This window comes from Streptomyces kanasensis (genome assembly GCF_043077165.1).
Lineage (GTDB): Bacteria > Actinomycetota > Actinomycetes > Streptomycetales > Streptomycetaceae > Streptomyces > Streptomyces changanensis.
On record NZ_JBIBSF010000003.1, the window covers coordinates 528413 to 544877 of the forward strand.

A 16465-nucleotide genomic window follows, 5' to 3' on the forward strand; every position below is an offset into this window, starting at 1 on the left:
CGCCGCGAGCGACGGCCGTCACGGCCTCCGTCAGGGCGTGACGGCGAAGTTCGCGAGGATCGCGGCGGCCAGCTCCTCGTCGCCCTCCACCTTGAGCCGGTCCCCGACGGCCGCCGGACGCACCCGCCCGCAGGCGAGGCGCACGTACGTCTCCCAGTCCGTCGCCAGCGTGACGGCCGGCCCCAGCGACGGGGCGCCGTCGACCGTCCCGCGGCCCTCCGCGTCCACCCGCACCGTCCGCAGGAACTCCACCGGGCCGCTCACGTCGAAGACGACCGCGGTGTTCGGCGGCGCGCCGGCGTCCTTCGCGACCACCTTGGGCAGGACGGCGAGGAGGCAGTCCCGCGTCACGTACGCGCCCGGCGAGTCGAGGTTGCCCGGCCGGTCCAGCGCCACCCGCAGGTCCTGCTCGTGCACCCACGAGTCGAACGCCCGCATCCGGTAGGCGACTTCGAGGCTCTGCTCCGCGCCCAGCGGGGCCCGTACGAGCGTGTCGGGGGAACGGCTCTCGTTGCGCAGCATCCGCGCCCGGCGGATCAGGACGTATTCCAGCTCCGCCGTCATCTCCGGCGCCGTGTGGTGCCGGCGCACATCGACCTGCATCTCCATGTAGCGGGCGAAGTCACTGCGTACGTGGTACAGATCGCGCGGCAGGGAGTGAATCGGCCGCGGGTCGCCCAGCATCTCGCACTCCAGGCCGATGACGTGGGAGACGATGTCCCGGACCGACCAGCCGGGGCACGGGGTGGCGCGGTTCCACTCGCCCTCGACGAGCGGCTGCACCAACTCGGCTATCGCCTCGACGGAGTGGGTCCAGGCGTCGGCGTAGGTCTGGAGGCTGGGATGGACGGTCACGGGACCCCTCGTGCGGCTTGGTACGCGGGCTGGGTGCTGTGTGTCTGCCAGGGGGCCGGGCCCGGGGGCGCTCCCCCGGGAGAGAACAGTACGCTCCCCGCCTGCCCCTCGGCAGTGCTTTCGTGTGACGATCGTAGGCCCGTATTGACGGCCCCAACGCCCAGGACGGTGGTAGTGTGCGCGCCTCTCTGATCCAGATCGCGGTCAACCCGGACGAAACGGTCGACGCCCGCAGGCGCCGGGCCGCGGCGCTCGTCCGCGAGGAGGCGGCGTCCGACCTCGTGGTCCTGCCGGAGCTGTGGACGGTCGGCGCGTTCGCGTACGAGTCGTTCGCGGCGGAGGCCGAGACGCTGGAGGGGCCGACCCGCCGGGCGATGGCCGAGGCGGCGGCGGGAGCGCGGGTCTGGCTGCACGCCGGCTCCCTCGTGGAACGCGCCCCCGAGGGCCTGTACAACACGTCGCTCGTCTTCTCCCCCGACGGCGAGCTGGTGCGCACCTACCGCAAGATCCACCGGTTCGGCTTCGACCAGGGCGAGGCGGTGCTGATGTCCGCCGGCGACACCCTGGCCGTCGCCCCCTGCCCGGAGCTGCCGTTCGGCCTGGCGACCTGTTACGACCTGCGCTTCCCCGAGCTGTTCCGCGGGCTGGTGGACGCCGGCGCCCGCGCGTTCGTCGTCCCGGCCGGCTGGCCCGAGCGCCGCCGGGAACACTGGTCCCTGCTGGCCCGCGCGCGGGCGGTGGAGAACCAGGCGTACGTCCTGGCCTGCGGCACGGCGGGCACGCACGCCGGCGTGGACCAGGCCGGCCACAGCGTGGTGGTCGACCCGTGGGGCGAGGTCCTCGCGGAGGCGGGCCGCGGCGAGGAGGTCCTCGTCGCGGAGCTGGACCCCGCCCGCGTCATGACGACCCGCGACCAGTTCCCGGCGCTGAAGGACCGCGTCCTCGGCCTGCCGCTCCCCGCCACGCCCTCCGCCGACCGGAACGGGAGGTGACGACGATGGCATGCCGCATCAGCGAACTGGTCGTCGACGCCGTGGACCCCGACCGGCTGGCCGCCTTCTGGAGCGACGTCCTCGGCTACGTCGAGCTGGAGCGGGAGGCGGACGGGAGCGTCGCGATCGGCCCGCCCGACGCCGGCTACGGCGGCCCGCAGCCCGTCCTCGTCTTCGGCCCGACCGCGGACCCCCGGCCGACGAAGCTCCGGCTGCACTTCGACGTCAACGCCACCGACCGCGACCAGGACGCCGAGCTGGAGCGCCTGCTCGCCCTCGGCGCGAGGCCCGCGGACGTCGGGCAGACCGGTGAGGAGAGCTGGTACGTCCTGGCCGACCCGGAGGGCAACGAGTTCTGCCTCCTGCGCACCCGGCTCGATCCCGTGTGACACCCGCGCCCCGGCCGGGGCGCGGGACGGGGGGCGTGGGTGTGACCGGAGGGTCATGACCGGATGGCAAGCTTGAAGGATGAACGATGCTGCCCCGGCGCCCACCCCCGCGCCCCGCCGTGCCCGTGTCCGTGCCCCCGAGCTGATCGGCAAGGGCGGCTGGCTCAACACGGGAGGCACCGAGCTGACCCTCGCCGACCTGCGCGGCAAGATCGTGATCCTCGACTTCTGGACGTTCTGCTGCATCAACTGCCTGCACGTCCTCGACGAGCTGCGGGAGCTGGAGGAGAAGCACCGCGACACCGTCGTGATCGTCGGCGTGCACTCGCCGAAGTTCGTGCACGAGGCCGAGCACCAGGCCGTCGTCGACGCCGTCGAGCGGTACGGGGTGGAGCACCCCGTGCTGGACGACCCGGAGCTCGCGACGTGGAAGCAGTACGCCGTGCGGGCCTGGCCGACGCTCGTCGTGATCGACCCCGAGGGGTACGTCGTCGCGCAGCACGCCGGTGAGGGTCACGCGCGGGCCATCGAGACGCTCGTGGCGGAGCTGGAGGCCGAGCACGAGGCGAAGGGCACGCTGCGGCGCGGGGACGGGCCGTACGTGCCGCCGGAGCCGGTCGCCACGCACCTGCGGTTCCCCGGGAAGGCGCTGCTCCTGGAGTCCGGGAACCTCCTGGTCTCCGACACGACCCGGCACCGGCTGGTCGAGCTGGCGGCGGACGGCGAGACGGTGGTGCGGCGGTACGGCGACGGGGAGCGCGGGCTCGCCGACGGCGGTGCGGGAGCGGCGCGGTTCAGCGAGCCGCAGGGGCTGTGCCTGCTGCCCGACGGGCGGGTGGTCGTCGCCGACACGGTGAACCACGCGCTGCGGGCGCTGGACCCGGCGACCGGTGAGGTGTCCACGCTGGCCGGTACGGGCGCGCAGTGGATGCAGGGCTCGCCGACCTCCGGGGCGGCGCGTGAGGTGGCGCTGTCGTCGCCGTGGGACGTGGCCTGGTGGCAGGGGCGCGTGTGGATCGCGATGGCGGGCGTGCACCAGCTGTGGGCGTACGACCCGGAGGCGGGCACGGTGGAGGTCGCCGCGGGCACGACGAACGAGGGCCTGGTGGACGGCCCGGCGGCCGAGGCGTGGTTCGCGCAACCGTCGGGGCTGGCCGCGACCGGGGACCGGTTGTGGGTGGCGGACTCGGAGACGAGCGCGCTGCGCTGGGTCGACGTGGACGGCGTGGTGCACACGGCGGTGGGGACGGGCCTGTTCGACTTCGGCCACCGTGACGGGGACGCGGGGCAGGCGCTGCTGCAGCACCCGCTCGGGGTGACGGCGCTGCCGGACGGGTCGGTGGCGGTGTGCGACACGTACAACCACGCGCTGCGCCGCTTCGACCCGGCGAGCGGTGAGGTCAGCACGCTGGCGACGGACCTGCGGGAGCCCAGCGACGCGGTCCTGGTCGGCGGGGACGTCGTCGTGGTGGAGTCGGCGCGGCACCGGCTGACCCGGCTGCGGCTGCCGGAGGAGGCCGTGCGGGTGGACGCGGTCGCGCACCGCACGCGACGTGAGGCGACGGAGGTCGCGCCGGGGGCGCTCCGCCTGGACGTGGTGTTCCGGGCGCCGTCCGGGCAGAAGCTGGACGAGCGGTACGGCCCGTCGACGCGGCTGCTGGTGTCGGCGACGCCGCCGGAGCTGCTGGCGGGTGGCGCGGGGACGGGGACGGACCTGTTCCGGGAGCTGGAGCTCGACCCGTCGGTGCCGGAGGGCGTGTTGCACGTGTCGGCGATGGCGGCGTCGTGTGACGACGACCCGGCGAACGAGTACCCGGCGTGCCACGTGCACCAGCAGGACTGGGGCGTGCCGGTGAAGGTGGTCGAGGGCGGTGCGAGCCGTCTCCCGCTGATCCTGGCGGGCCTGGACGCGTAGCGCGGCCCGTCGGTCACGTGCTCGCCGGGGGGCGGGTGTTCGTCGTACCGGGGGGACGCCCGCGCCGGCGAGGGCGAGCAGGGTGGCCCGTCCGGCCGCGTCGACGGCGGGCTCCCGCGCACGGGACGGCCCCCGACGGTGTCCGGGGGCCGTCCGGTGTTCCGGCGGAACCGTGCCGACACGGTGTCACCGGGGTGTTGTCGCGGTTGTCTCCGCGGGGGTGCGGTGGGTGTCGGCGTCGGTCGTCGTACGGCCGGCGCTCAGAGCGCGCGGCCGTCGCGGCCGTAGGGGTCGGTCTCGACGACGGTCGGTGCGACCGGCGGGACCACCGCCCTGCGGCGCCGCAGCACGCTGCTGTAGACGGCGACGCCGATGAGGCCCACCGCCATCATGATGAGTCCTGCCACGTCCAGGTTGAAGCCGCTGATCTGCCAGTCGGTCGCGAACGTGAGGATCGCGCCTCCCGCGATGAGCAGTAGGCAGCCGCCCAGGCCCATGATGTGCCTCCTCGTTCCTCTCCTTGGTGCCGAGACCTCACGGGTACCCGCTCAGGGCGCCGCAACGCCTCGGCCGCCGGAGTCACTTGAGGAAGGCCACCAGGGAGTTGGCGAGGAGGAACGGGTCGTCGGCGCCGCACAGCTCGCGCGCGCTGTGCATGGAGAGGCAGGCGACACCGATGTCGACGGTGCGGATGCCGTGCCGGGCGGCGGTGATGGGGCCGATGGTGGTGCCGCAGGGCAGGTCGTTGTTGGAGACGAAGGTCTGCCAGGGCACGTCGGCCTCCTCGCAGGCCGCGGCGAAGACGGCACGGCCGCTGCCGTCGGTGGCGTACCGCTGGTTGACGTTCACCTTGAGGATGGGGCCGCCGTTGGGGCGGGGGTGGTGCGTGGGGTCGTGCCGCTCGGCGTAGTTGGGGTGGACGGCGTGGCCGACGTCGGAGGAGAGGCAGACGGTGCCGGCGAAGGCGCGGGCGCGGTCCTCGTAGGTGCCGCCGCGGGCGTAGACGGATCGTTCCAGCACGGTGCCGAGGAGGGGTCCCTGGGCGCCGGTGTCGGACTCGGAGCCGTTCTCCTCGTGGTCGAAGGCGGCGAGGACGGGGATGTGCGCGGGCGTGGTTCCGGCGGTGGCGACGGCGGCGAGCGCGGCGGTGCCGGCGTGGACGGAGAGCAGGTTGTCGAGGCGCGGTGCGGCGAGGAGTTCGCGGTCGCGGCCGAGGTAGGCGGGCGGCTCGACGGAGTGGACCATGAGGTCCCAGCCGGTGACGTCCTCGGCGTCGAGGCCGGCGCCCTCGGCGAGGAAGCGGACGAGGTCGCCTTCGCGGACGTCCTCGCCGAGGCCCCAGATGGGCTGCATGTGGCGCTGGCGGTCCAGCTTGAGGCCGTCGTTGGCGCCGCGGTCGAGATGGATGGCGAGCTGCGGCACGCGCAGCAGGGGCCGGTCGACGTTGACGAGCCGGTGGGTGCCGTCGCGGAGGGTGAGGCGGCCGGCGATGCCGAGGTCGCGGTCGAGCCAGGAGTTCAGCAGGGGTCCGCCGTAGATCTCGACGGCGACCTGGCGCCAGCCGTGGGCGCCGCTGTCGGGGCGGGGCTTGACGCGGAGGTTGGGGGAGTCGGTGTGCGCGCCGACGACGCGGAAGGGGGTGTGGGGGGCGGCGCCCTCCGGCACGTACCACGCGATGATCGCGCCGCCGCGGACGACGTACCGGCCGCCGGTGGTGCCGTCCCACGCGGCGGTCTCCTCGACCTGCCGGAAGCCGGCCTTCTCCAGCCGCTCGGCGGCGGTCGCCACGGCGTGGTACGGCGAGGGCGAGTCCGTGAGGAACGTCATCAGGTCGTCGGTGTGGCCGCGGTCGAACCGGGTGGGAGAGCTGCTCATGCCCACACCATACGGGCGGGCGCGGGGGTGGGCGCAGGGGTTGGGGCGTGGTGGGTGACGGGGCGTTGTCAGTGGTGGCTGCGAGCATCGAGGACGACACACCGTCGACCGACGCGTGACCGGAGGTGCACTGGTGGAGACGACGACGACCGCGGCCGCCACGCCGACGGCCGGGCCCGCCTGCGCGGCGTGCGGGGCTCCCGGCGGGCAGTGGAGCGCGGCCCTGCTGATGCCGCTCTGCCCGGACTGCACGAGGGCGGGGACCGGTTCGCCGGACCGTGACCCGGTGCGGCTGGGGGAGGTCCTGCCGGTGACGGCCGCGGCGCTGCGGGCGTCGGGGGGCCTGCCGCGGGTGCCGTCGCCGCGTACGGGCTCGGTGATGACGTGCCGGTACTGCGGGGGCCGCGCGCGCTGGCACCGGACGGCGGGCGACCGGTGGGTGGCGATGGAGCCCGGCGCGCGGCCGGTGGCGGGGGTGCCGCGGGGGCGGCGCTGGTACATAGCGGGGGACGGCACGGCGGTGCACCTGCGGGGTGCCGTCCCGTCGGACACGTGCCGGGTCAGCCACTTCGACGTGTGCCCGGGGCGGGCCCACGCCGGGTGAGCGCGCCGGGGACCGGGGAGGCGGGAGCCGGGAGCCGGGGGCCGGGGGCCGGTGCGGAGGGGCCCGCGAACCCGGTCGGTCCGGAACGGCGGACGGCCCGCTTCCCCGGACCGGACCGTCCGGGGAAGCGGGCCGTCAGGCCGCGCGCGGGGGGTGGCTCAGAAGGCCGCCTCGTCCAGCTCCATCAGGGAGTTGTCGACGCCCTCGGCGATGAGGCGCTCGGTGGCGACGCCCGGCAGGACGTTGGCCGCGAAGAACTTCGCCGCCGCGATCTTGCCCTGGTAGAAGGCCCGGTCCTTGGCGGAGGCCGTCTCCAGCTTCTCCGCCGCCACGGCCGCGCCGCGCAGCAGGAGGTAGCCGACGACGACGTCACCGGAGGCCATCAGCAGGCGCGTGGTGTTGAGGCCGACCTTGTAGATGTTCTTGACGTCCTCGCCCGTGGCGGTGAGGTCGGTCAGCATCGTGCCGACGATCGCCTCCAGGTCGACGGCGGCCTTGGCGAGCGCCTCGCGGGCGCCGGCCAGCTCCTCGCCGCCGGTGCCGACCGCGAGGAACTTCTTGATCTCCTCGGAGAGGGCGTTCAGCGAGGCGCCCTGGTCGCGGACGATCTTCCGGAAGAAGAAGTCCTGGCCCTGGATCGCCGTGGTGCCCTCGTAGAGGGTGTCGATCTTGGCGTCGCGGATGTACTGCTCGATCGGGTACTCCTGGAGGTACCCGGAGCCGCCGAAGGTCTGGAGCGACTGGGCGAGCTGCTCGTAGGAGCGCTCGGAGCCGTAGCCCTTGACGATCGGCAGGAGCAGGTCGTTCAGGCCGATCAGCGCCTTGGCGTCCTCGCCGGCCGCTTCCTTGACCTGGATCTCGTCCTGGACCGCGGCGGTGTACATGACGAGGGCGCGCATGCCCTCCGCGTACGCCTTCTGCGTCATGAGCGAGCGGCGCACGTCGGGGTGGTGCGTGATGGTGACCTTCGGCGCGGTCTTGTCCATGAAGTTCGCCAGGTCGGGGCCCTGCACGCGCTCCTTGGCGTACTCCAGCGCGTTCAGGTAGCCCGTCGACAGGGTGGCGATGGCCTTCGTGCCGACCATCATCCGGGCGAACTCGATGATGCGGAACATCTGGCGGATGCCGTCGTGCTTGTCGCCGATGAGCCAGCCCTTGGCGGGGTGCTTGTCGCCGAAGGTCATCTCGCACGTGTTGGACGCCTTGAGGCCCATCTTGTGCTCGACGTTCGTGGCGTAGACGCCGTTGCGCTCGCCCAGCTCGCCGGTCTCCCAGTCGAAGTGGTACTTCGGGACGAGGAAGAGCGACAGGCCCTTGGTGCCCGGACCGGCACCCTCGGGGCGGGCGAGGACGTAGTGGAGGATGTTCTCCGACATGTCGTGCTCACCGGACGTGATGAAGCGCTTCACGCCCTCGATGTGCCAGGAGCCGTCCTCCTGCTGCACGGCCTTGGTGCGGCCGGCGCCGACGTCCGAGCCGGCGTCCGGCTCGGTGAGCACCATGGTCGAGCCCCACTGCTTCTCGACGGCGATCTCGGCGACCTTCTTCTGCGCCTCGTTGCCCTCCTCGAAGAGGATGCCGGCGAAGGCGGGGCCGGAGGAGTACATCCACACGGCCGGGTTCGAGCCGAGGATCAGCTCCGCGTACGCCCAGATCAGGGAGCGCGGCGAGGTGGTGCCGCCGATCTCCTCCGGCAGGCCCAGGCGCCAGTACTCGGAGTCCATGAACGCCTTGTACGACTTCTTGAACGACGCCGGGATCGGCGCGGTGTTCGTCTCCGGGTCGAAGACCGGCGGGTTGCGGTCCGCGTCGGTGAAGGACTCGGCGAACTCGTTCTCCGCGAGGCGGCAGAGCTCGTCGAGGACGCTCTTGGCGGTCTCGACGTCCATCTCCTCGAACGGACCGGTGCCGTACACCTTGTCGCGCCCGAGTACCTCGAAGAGGTTGAACTCGATGTCGCGGAGATTCGACTTGTAGTGCCCCATGGCGACGGCTCCGTAAGGATCGGGAGGCAGGTTCCTCGTGCAGCTACCAGCTAGTAGGTACGATGATGCTACCCGTGGGTAATAAGGGCAACCCCTGCCGCCCGAATTGTGACGAGCTTCGCCCCTACCCCGGCGCAGCACCTCGGCGAGGGCCGCTGCTGCGAGGACGTACGGCGGGCCCGCCGATCGGGCCACGCCGAGTACTTCGAGCGGGTGCTGGAGGCGGAGAAGCACGCTCTGTCGATCGAGGAGTGGTGTCCGACCGTCTTCCCCGGCTTGCTTCAGACAGGTGCGTACGCCCGGGCCGTCGTCCGCGCCACCCACCCGCTGGAAGCCGACGAGGAAACGGAGGTCAAAGTTCAGGCGCGACTGGCACGAGCGTCTCTCTTCGAGGACGACCACGGGACACCCACCTACTGGGTGATCCTCCACGAGTCGCTGTTACGCCAGCCGGTGTTGCCGCCTGAGGCCATGGCCGACCAACTGGTCCACATCGCGGGCCTTGTGCGGCGGCGGCGGATCTTTCCACAGGTGCTGCCGTGGAGCGCCGGGGCGCACCCGTTCATGCTTGGCACGGCTCTGATCATGACCTTTGCTGATGCCCCGCCGCTCGTCTACACCGAGTCGCTGCACACCGGCCACACCATTGACGAGCCAGCCCTCGTGACGGCGTATCGGAAGTCGTACGATCTGCTCAGGGCCGCCGCGCTTCCGTCAGAGGCGTCCCTCGCCTTGATCGAATCAGCGGCTGAGGACTACCGACATGGCAAGCAACCGCGTTGACTTGAGTGCCGCCGCGTGGCGGAAGAGCAGCTACAGCAATGGGTCGGGCGGCAACTGCGTCGAGGTAGCCGAGGGTTTTCTCGGGGCGGCCACGTGGCGCAAGAGCAGCTACAGCAACGGAGACGGCGGGAACTGCGTCGAAGTGGCCGGTGACTTCCCCGGGGCCGCCTCGTGGCGCAAGAGCACCCACAGCAACGGTGATGGTGGCGAGTGCGTCGAAGTAGGTGAGGGATTTCCGGGCGCCGCCGCGTGGCGCAAGAGCAGCCACAGCAACACCTCGGGTGGCAACTGCCTAGAAGTCGCCGACGACGTCCCCGGGGTCGTCCCCGTGCGTGACTCCAAGGTGCCGGACGGGGACGTCCTCGTGGTCAGTGCCCGCGCGTGGGTGCCGTTCGTGCGGGGGCTGAAGGGCGGGGCGTTCAGGGGCTGACCGGCTCCGCCGCCACGCCCGCCTTCCGCTCGGCCTCCGCGAGCCACTCCAGATACCACTCGCCGAAGGTGACGCCCATCGGCTCCAGGTCGGCGTCGTCGCAGCGCGGGTCGTCCCACATGGCGCCGCGTTCGGGGCCGGAGACGACGAGCCACTGCCGCTGGGCGCAGCCCGTGGTGGAGAGGCACACGGCGCCCACCGTGATCTCGTCCGTCCACAGGACGTCGCCCATGCGGTCCTCCCACGCGTCGTTCGCCGCGTCGAACTCGTCCTCGTCGTCGTACTCCTCCTCGTCCGGCTGCTCGTCCAGCAGCGCGTCGAGGACGGCGGGGTCGACCCGGTCCACCGGGAACGGCTCGGCGAGCCGCGTGGGCAGCGTCATGTCCGCGCCGTCGCCGTGCCAGGCCCACGCGCCGTCCGGGCCGCGGCGCACCGGGTACACCCCGTACGCGGGGCCGGCGCCGCCCGCGCCGACGTGCAGCAGGAAGCCGCGGTACTCCTCCGGGAGCCGCACGCCCACGTACCGCTCCAGCTCCGCCAACTCCCCGGCCGTCAACGGCTCCTCCAGGGGCGCACCGCCCCGGGGGAAGCCGAACACCGCCTCCACGCCGGGCGATCCCGCCAGTGCCGTGACCCGCTCGCGAACGCCCGCCCACATGTGCGTACTCATGACCGAGACCCTAGGCCCCATCGCGGCCACCCCCGACCACCCTGGGAGACTGCCCGGATGCGGAAGTGGCTGGCGGCGGGCGCGGGAGTGAACCTGGTCCTCGGCGTTCCGGGGGTCGTACCGGTCTGGCTGGTCTGGTACTGGGCGTCGAACTGGCCGCTGGCCGGGCTCGGGTGGACGCAGGCGGAGCCCACCGAGAACGACGGCATGCTGCCGTGGTTCATCGTCGCGACGCCGGTCCTGGTGCTGTTCGGGCTGGGCTGGTGGCTCGTGAACAGGCCCCTGCGGCGCCGGGCGGGGGTGCGCGGACGGGTGTACTGGTCGGTGGCGGTGGCGGCGTCGTCCGTCCCCACCGTCGCGCTGATCGTCGTGGACCTGCTGGGCGACTGAGGGCACGGCCGGGGACGCGTCACGGGCGCGGCGCGCACTCAGTACCCTTGCGTGCATGTACGGCTACGAGCAGAACCAGGGTGCCCAGCAGCAGTACGCGCCGCCCCAGCAGGGGTACGCGCAGCAGCCGCCGCTGTACCCGGAGCCGTCGCCGCCCTCGCTCGCCGACGCCGTGCGGGCGTTCACCACCGGTTCGCTCTCCGCCGAGGACTTCCAGCAGATCTTCGCCACGTCGAAGGTCTACTGCCCGCGCGGTGACAACCCGGGCTTCCTGGCCCTGCACAACACGCAGCAGCCGGTCATCCCGATGTTCACGTCGCTGAAGCAGCTGCGCCGGTACGCCGGCAAGGAGTCCAAGTACTTCGTGATCACCGGCGCCGAGGTGCTGGACCTGCTGCCGACCGGGTACGGCTTCGTCCTCGACATGGAGGGCGACCACCGGATCGTCTTCGACGCGAAGGCGGTCGAGGAGATGGTCGACTTCGCCATGCGCCGCATGTACGGCTAGTCACACGCGGGCGGCTCCTGTGCTGCCTTGGCTTCCGCGTTGCGAAGGACCTTCTCCCGCCCACGCCGTGACATCGGGCGCGGCGGGCCGATAGCCGTCTCCTCCTCCCGCAGCAGCTCCTCCAGCCGGTCACGTCGAAGCTGTCGCCCCACCGCCGCGCGCGTCTCGTCCGGGTCCACGCTCCGACGGCAGTGCGGGTCGTGGTGGACGAGGCGGAGGGGAGCAGAACCCCCCCGGTCGGCGGGGGTCGCTCTCCCCCCTGAGGAGTAGGGATCGGGCCCCGGGGCCTGCCTACTGTTCCCCTGTGGAGCAGCTGAGCGAATTCCTGATGACGCAGAAGATCACCCCGCTGGTGAACCGGTACGTCGTCACGGGGCCGGACGGCGGTGACGTCCTGGCGTTCGCCGAACAGAAGCGGTTCGCCCTGAAGGAGGAGCTGACCTTCTGGACCGGGGAGGACCGGTCGCGGGTGGTCGGCGGGTTCACGGCCCGCAAGGTGATCGACTTCGGCGGTGTGTACGACGTGACCGGCGCGGACGGGGAGCCGGTCGGCTGGTTCCGCAAGGACGTCAAGGCGTCGCTGCTGCGGTCCACCTGGCAGCTGGGCCAGGGCGGGGAGCCGGCCGCCGTCGGGCGCGAACGCAGCCTCGGCGTCGCGCTGGCCCGGCGCGCGTGGGAGGTCGTGGACGCGGTCGTGCCGGTCGTGCCCGTGCCGCCGATCCCCTTCGTCCACCACTTCGACTTCGTCCGCGACGGTGAGCCGGTCCTGTCGGTCGAGCGGTTGTGGGGCCTGCGCGACCGGTACGCGGTGCGGATCCAGGACCCCGCGCTCGACCGGACGCTCGCCCTCTGCATGGCTGCCGGGCTGGACGCCCTGCAGAGCCGCTGAAGCACCCCCTGATCACCCCGATCCGAACCGAGGAGCACGCACATGCTGGTGGTGGAGTTCGTCCTGCACGCCCTGATGGACCTGGTGCTGTGGGCGGGCGGCAGGAGTCTCGACCGGGTCCGCGCGGCCCGGCGTATCGCCGCGTACCGGCGGGGTGAACCGGTCACCCTGCGGTGCCGGTACCGCGTCCGCGCCCACGGGCCGTCGACGCGGCCCGCCCGGCTCACGCTGGGCCACTCGGGCGCCACCCTGGACGCCCCCGGGGCGCGGGGCCTGGCGCTGTCCGGCCCGACCGGCGCGGCGACCGGTGGCGGGCGGGGCGGGACGGTCCTCACCTGCACGGCGACCGGCCCGGACGGCGCCCCGCGGCAGGCCGAGGTGTCCCTGCTGACGTGGGACGCCGCGCTGGTGCGGACCGTCGAGGAGGCCGTCGCCGCACCCCGCTGACCCCCTGCCCGCGAGCCGCGCACGGTCCCGCGCGGCGGTGGACGGGACGGGAGGGAACAGGCCGACCGGAGGGACGGGGGAGCGTCGCGGGACGGGAATCAGGGGACCCGGGGCGGTGTTCCCCTGGCAAGAAGTTCAAGCTTCAACTAAAGTGGGCGTACGCCGCCCCGCCGACACCCGGAGGTCCGCAATGCCTGCCGTCACCGTCGAGAACCCGCTCACCCTGCCCCGCGTCACCGCGCCGACCGGCGCCGCCGCCCGCAAGGTGCTCGCCGTGACCACCGCGCCCAGCGGCTTCGAGGGCGAGGGCTTCCCGGTCCGCCGCGCGTTCGCCGGGATCAACTACCGCCACCTCGACCCGTTCATCATGATGGACCAGATGGGCGAGGTGGAGTACGCGCCGGGCGAGCCGAAGGGCACCCCCTGGCACCCGCACCGCGGCTTCGAGACGGTCACGTACCTGATCGACGGGACCTTCGTCCACCAGGACTCCAACGGCGGGGGCGGCACCATCACCAACGGCGACACCCAGTGGATGACCGCCGGGTCCGGGCTGCTGCACATCGAGGCCCCGCCGGAGTCGCTCGTCATGTCGGGCGGGCTCTTCCACGGCCTCCAGCTGTGGGTGAACCTCCCCGCCGCCGACAAGATGAAGGACCCCCGCTACCAGGACATCCGCGGCGGCTCCGTCAAGCTCCTCACCTCCGGCGACGGCGGCGCGCTGCTGCGCGTCATCGCCGGCGAGCTGGACGGGCACGAGGGGCCGGGCATCACGCACACGCCGATCACCATGGTCCACGCCACGCTGCGGCCGGGCTCCGAGGTCACCCTGCCCTGGCGGCAGGACTTCAACGGCCTCGCGTACGTCCTCGCCGGGCGCGGCACCGTCGGAGCCGAGCGCCGGCCCGTCCACAGCGGGCAGACCGCCGTCTTCGGCGACGGCGGATCGCTCACCGTGCGCGCCGACGAGAAGCAGGACGGCCACACGCCGGACCTGGAGGTCGTGCTCCTCGGCGGGCGCCCGATCCGGGAGCCCATGGCGCACTACGGGCCGTTCGTCATGAACACCCGGGACGAGCTGATGCAGGCGTTCGAGGACTTCCAGGCCGGGAGGCTCGGCCGCGTCCCCGCCGTCCACGGCATGGGCGAGGGCCTGCCCGTCTGACCCCCGTCCGACACCGCGCCACCCCGTGGGCCCCGCCTCAGGCGGGGCCCACGGGCGCGTGCGGGGGCGGGGCCGCGCCCACCGCTCACGGTCCGGCCGCATCCGGCCGTCGTCGCCGCGGGGCCGGCGGGGTGTCGCCCGCGGTCCGGGCGCGCGTCCGGTGTCGCTCGCGGTCCGGGTCCGTATCCGGTGTCGCTCACGGCCCGGGCGCGCGTCCGGTCAGTGCCGCAGCCGCAGGGCCGGAGGGTCGCACTCTGTGCGGTCCCGCACCCGGCCACCGCCGCAGCCGCAGGGTCGGCGGGTCCGCCGGAGCGGGGTCCGCTCGGCCCGCGGAGGGTGCCACCGGCCCCGGCGGTGGGGGACTCAGGCCGCGGCCGGGGCGCCGCCCTCGTACAGCTCGAACCAGATCGACTTGCCGTCGCCCCGCGGGTCCACGCCCCACGCGTGCGCCAGCATCTCCATCAGCAGCACCCCGCGACCCGACGAGGCCATCTCGCCCGGGCGGCGCCGGTGCGGCAGCTCGTCGCTGGCGTCCGCGACCTCCACCCGCAGCCGCCGCGCACCCTGCTCGCCGGTGGCCTCCGCCACCAGCAGCGCGTCGCCGTCGGTGTGCACCAGGACGTTCGTGACCATCTCCGACACCATCAGGACCGCCGAGTCCACCTGGTCCCCGTCCGCCCAGTCGTGCAGCAGCTCCCGCAGCTGCCGCCGGGCGCCGGCGATGCGCTCCGGCTCGGCCTGCGCGATCGTGAGGACCGTCCGCCGCGGCGGCGCCTGCCGCCCGGCCGGCCCCGCCGCCGCGCGCGACAGCAGCAGCACCGCGATGTCGTCCTCGCGGCGGTCGGCGAGCGGGCCCGTCGTGTGGTGGGAGCCGGGGCCGTGCACCGCGTGCACCAGCGAGTCCGCCAGCACCTCCAGGTCCTCGGTGGCCGGGTCGTACTCCTCCAGCAGCTTGCGGACCCGCAGCCAGCCCGTCTCCATGTCGTGCCCGCCCGTCTCCAGCAGGCCGTCCGTGCAGAGCAGCAGGGTGTCGCCCGGCTCCAGCGTGAGCCGGGTCGTCGGGTAGTCCGTGTCCGGGACGATGCCCAGCGGCAGACCGCCCTCCGTCGACCTGATCAGCACCGTCCCGTCGGCCATGAGGACGGCCGGCTCCGGGTGGCCCGCGCGGGCGATGTCGAGCGTGCCCGTCGCCGGGTCCACCTCCAGGTACAGGCACGTCGCGAACCGTGCCGCGTCGACGTCGCCGGCGTAGGCGTCGCCCGCGTCGCCGCTGCCGCCCGCCGTGATCCCGTACAGGAACCGCGACGCCCGCGACAGCACCGCGTCCGGCCGGTGGCCCTCCGCCGCGTACGCGCGCAGGGCGATCCGCAGCTGGCCCATCAGCCCCGCCGCCCGCACGTCGTGGCCCTGCACGTCGCCGATGACGAAGGCGGCCCGGCCGCCCGGGAGCTGGATCATGTCGTACCAGTCGCCGCCCACCTGGAGCCCGCCGCCCGTCGGCACGTACCGCGCGGCGACCTCCATGCCCGGCACCGCGGGACCCAGCACCGGCATCATCGTCCGCTGCAGGCCCAGCGACAGCTCCCGCTCCGACTCCGCGACCTCGGCCCTGGCCAGCGCCTGCGCCAGCATCCGCGCCACCGTCGAGAGCACCGACCGCTCGTCCGGCGTGAACCCCACCCGGTACGCGAACGCCGCCATCCACGCGCCCATCGTCCGGCCCGCCACGATCAGCGGCAGGAACGCCCACGACTCCCGCCCGAACCGCTGCGCCAGCGGCCACGCCGCCGGGTACCGCTCCTTGTACTCCTCCGGCGTCGCCAGGTAGATCGCCCGCCCGGTGCGGACCACGTCCGCGGCCGGGTAGTCCGTGTCCAGGGGCATCTCCGCGAAGGGGCCCTCGTCGCCCGCGCTGTGCCCGTGGTGGCCGATGATCGTCAACCGGTCACCCGCCACGCCGAACACCGCGAGGCCGTCCGGCGAGAAGCCGGGCATGGACAGCGACGCCGCCACCCGCAGCACCTCCGCCGTCGACCGCGCCTCGGCCAGCGCCCGCCCCGCGTCCAGCAGGAACGCCTCGCGCGAGCGCCGCCAGTCGCCCGTCACCGGCGTCCGCGCCGCCGTCCCCGGCTGCTGCTCGGCCACCTCCTGGAGCGTGCCGACCAGCTCGAAGCGGCGCCCGTCCACCAGGGGCCGCGACCGGCTGCGCAGCGTGCGGATCACCCGGCCCCGCCCGTCCATGACGCGCAGCCGGGCCTCCGCGAGGGTGCCCTCGGCCACCGCCAGGTTGACGATCCCGTCGATCTCGTTCCAGTCGACCGGATGGAAACGGGAGCGGATCGCGCCCTCCGTCAGCTCGACCGGCTCGGCCGGCAGCCCCAGCAGCCGGGCCGCCTCGGCGTCCAGCGAGACGATCCCGGTCGCGTTGTCCCAACGCCACAGACCGGTCAGGATCGCGGCCAGGACGTCCTCGGTGCGCATTGCCCCACTTTAAGAAGGTGCACCAGTCGGACGCCACCGTACGGGGGGTGCGGACCGCGGCTCGACAATGCCGGAAACCGGCCGGGG

The 16465-nt window shown here is 73.4% G+C and carries 17 protein-coding genes and 1 pseudogene; 12 read left to right on the forward strand and 6 right to left on the reverse strand.

Annotation, left to right across the window (positions count from 1 at the left end; translation table 11 throughout):
* Positions 1-30: 30 nt before the first annotated feature.
* Positions 31-855, reverse strand: a complete 825-nt coding sequence (locus ACF053_RS11230) for a maleylpyruvate isomerase family mycothiol-dependent enzyme (RefSeq protein WP_391953613.1) — start codon at positions 853-855, stop codon at positions 31-33.
* Positions 856-1031: 176 nt separating this feature from the next.
* On the opposite strand from ACF053_RS11230, the gene ACF053_RS11235 reads away from it, so the two are divergent.
* The 3 genes from ACF053_RS11235 to ACF053_RS11245 all read left to right on the forward strand — a co-directional run bounded on the left by ACF053_RS11235 (position 1032) and on the right by ACF053_RS11245 (position 4151).
* Positions 1032-1847, forward strand: coding sequence for a carbon-nitrogen family hydrolase (locus tag ACF053_RS11235; protein WP_391953614.1), 816 nt, complete (start codon positions 1032-1034; stop codon positions 1845-1847).
* Positions 1848-1852: 5 nt separating this feature from the next.
* Positions 1853-2236, forward strand: a complete 384-nt coding sequence (locus ACF053_RS11240; RefSeq protein WP_391953615.1) for a VOC family protein — start codon at positions 1853-1855, stop codon at positions 2234-2236.
* A 79-nt stretch (positions 2237-2315) separates the two neighbouring features.
* A complete protein-coding gene (locus tag ACF053_RS11245; RefSeq protein WP_391953616.1) occupies positions 2316-4151 on the forward strand; it encodes a thioredoxin-like domain-containing protein in 1836 nt (611 codons plus the stop codon).
* 260 nt (positions 4152-4411) lie between these two features.
* Here ACF053_RS11245 and ACF053_RS11250 read toward each other — a convergent pair whose 3' ends face one another.
* Positions 4412-4648 (reverse strand): hypothetical protein, encoded by a 237-nt coding sequence (locus tag ACF053_RS11250; RefSeq protein ID WP_391953617.1) that lies wholly within the window; start codon positions 4646-4648, stop codon positions 4412-4414.
* Positions 4649-4730: 82 nt separating this feature from the next.
* Entirely contained in the window at positions 4731-6026 is a 1296-nt protein-coding gene (locus ACF053_RS11255; protein WP_391953618.1) for a M18 family aminopeptidase, read from the reverse strand.
* Positions 6027-6159: 133 nt separating this feature from the next.
* On the opposite strand from ACF053_RS11255, the gene ACF053_RS11260 reads away from it, so the two are divergent.
* On the forward strand, positions 6160-6630 hold the full coding sequence (locus ACF053_RS11260; RefSeq protein WP_391953619.1) for a DUF6083 domain-containing protein: 471 nt from the start codon (positions 6160-6162) through the stop codon (positions 6628-6630).
* Positions 6631-6788: 158 nt separating this feature from the next.
* Here the strand turns inward: ACF053_RS11260 and ACF053_RS11265 are convergent, their stop codons facing one another.
* Positions 6789-8615, reverse strand: a complete 1827-nt coding sequence (locus ACF053_RS11265; RefSeq protein WP_228976058.1) for an acyl-CoA dehydrogenase — start codon at positions 8613-8615, stop codon at positions 6789-6791.
* A gap of 108 nt (positions 8616-8723) precedes the next feature.
* Here ACF053_RS11265 and ACF053_RS11270 point away from each other — a divergent pair, with 108 nt between their 5' ends.
* The 3 genes and pseudogenes from ACF053_RS11270 (at position 8724) to ACF053_RS11280 (ending at position 9828) form a co-directional block, all read left to right on the forward strand.
* Positions 8724-9398: a DUF5753 domain-containing protein gene (locus ACF053_RS11270; RefSeq protein WP_391953620.1), complete on the forward strand. Its 675-nt coding sequence runs from the start codon at positions 8724-8726 to the stop codon at positions 9396-9398.
* Positions 9379-9543, forward strand: a pseudogene (locus tag ACF053_RS11275) (DUF397 domain-containing protein); the annotation flags it as partial. The gene ACF053_RS11270 and the pseudogene ACF053_RS11275, both read left to right, overlap by 20 nt.
* Positions 9541-9828: a DUF397 domain-containing protein gene (locus ACF053_RS11280; protein WP_391953706.1), complete on the forward strand. Its 288-nt coding sequence runs from the start codon at positions 9541-9543 to the stop codon at positions 9826-9828. The pseudogene ACF053_RS11275 and the gene ACF053_RS11280, both read left to right, overlap by 3 nt.
* On the opposite strand, the gene ACF053_RS11285 is transcribed toward ACF053_RS11280, so the two are convergent.
* Positions 9818-10498 (reverse strand): SMI1/KNR4 family protein, encoded by a 681-nt coding sequence (locus tag ACF053_RS11285; protein ID WP_058944048.1) that lies wholly within the window; start codon positions 10496-10498, stop codon positions 9818-9820. The genes ACF053_RS11280 and ACF053_RS11285 overlap by 11 nt on opposite strands.
* Positions 10499-10555: 57 nt before the next feature.
* On the opposite strand from ACF053_RS11285, the gene ACF053_RS11290 reads away from it, so the two are divergent.
* The 5 genes from ACF053_RS11290 (at position 10556) to ACF053_RS11310 (ending at position 13897) form a co-directional block, all read left to right on the forward strand.
* Entirely contained in the window at positions 10556-10888 is a 333-nt protein-coding gene (locus tag ACF053_RS11290; RefSeq protein WP_391953621.1) for a hypothetical protein, read from the forward strand.
* A 55-nt stretch (positions 10889-10943) separates the two neighbouring features.
* A complete protein-coding gene (locus ACF053_RS11295; RefSeq protein ID WP_058944046.1) occupies positions 10944-11396 on the forward strand; it encodes an SseB family protein in 453 nt (150 codons plus the stop codon).
* Between the two features lie 304 nt (positions 11397-11700).
* Positions 11701-12285 carry a hypothetical protein gene (locus ACF053_RS11300; RefSeq protein WP_391953622.1) on the forward strand — a complete coding sequence of 195 codons (585 nt, stop codon included), beginning with the start codon at positions 11701-11703 and terminating at the stop codon, positions 12283-12285.
* Positions 12286-12327: 42 nt separating this feature from the next.
* Complete coding sequence (locus ACF053_RS11305; protein WP_391953623.1) at positions 12328-12732, forward strand: hypothetical protein; 405 nt, start codon at positions 12328-12330, stop codon at positions 12730-12732.
* Between the two features lie 190 nt (positions 12733-12922).
* Positions 12923-13897 (forward strand): pirin family protein, encoded by a 975-nt coding sequence (locus ACF053_RS11310; protein WP_058944044.1) that lies wholly within the window; start codon positions 12923-12925, stop codon positions 13895-13897.
* 363 nt (positions 13898-14260) lie between these two features.
* Here the strand turns inward: ACF053_RS11310 and ACF053_RS11315 are convergent, their stop codons facing one another.
* Entirely contained in the window at positions 14261-16378 is a 2118-nt protein-coding gene (locus ACF053_RS11315; RefSeq protein WP_391953624.1) for a SpoIIE family protein phosphatase, read from the reverse strand.
* Positions 16379-16465: the final 87 nt, after the last annotated feature.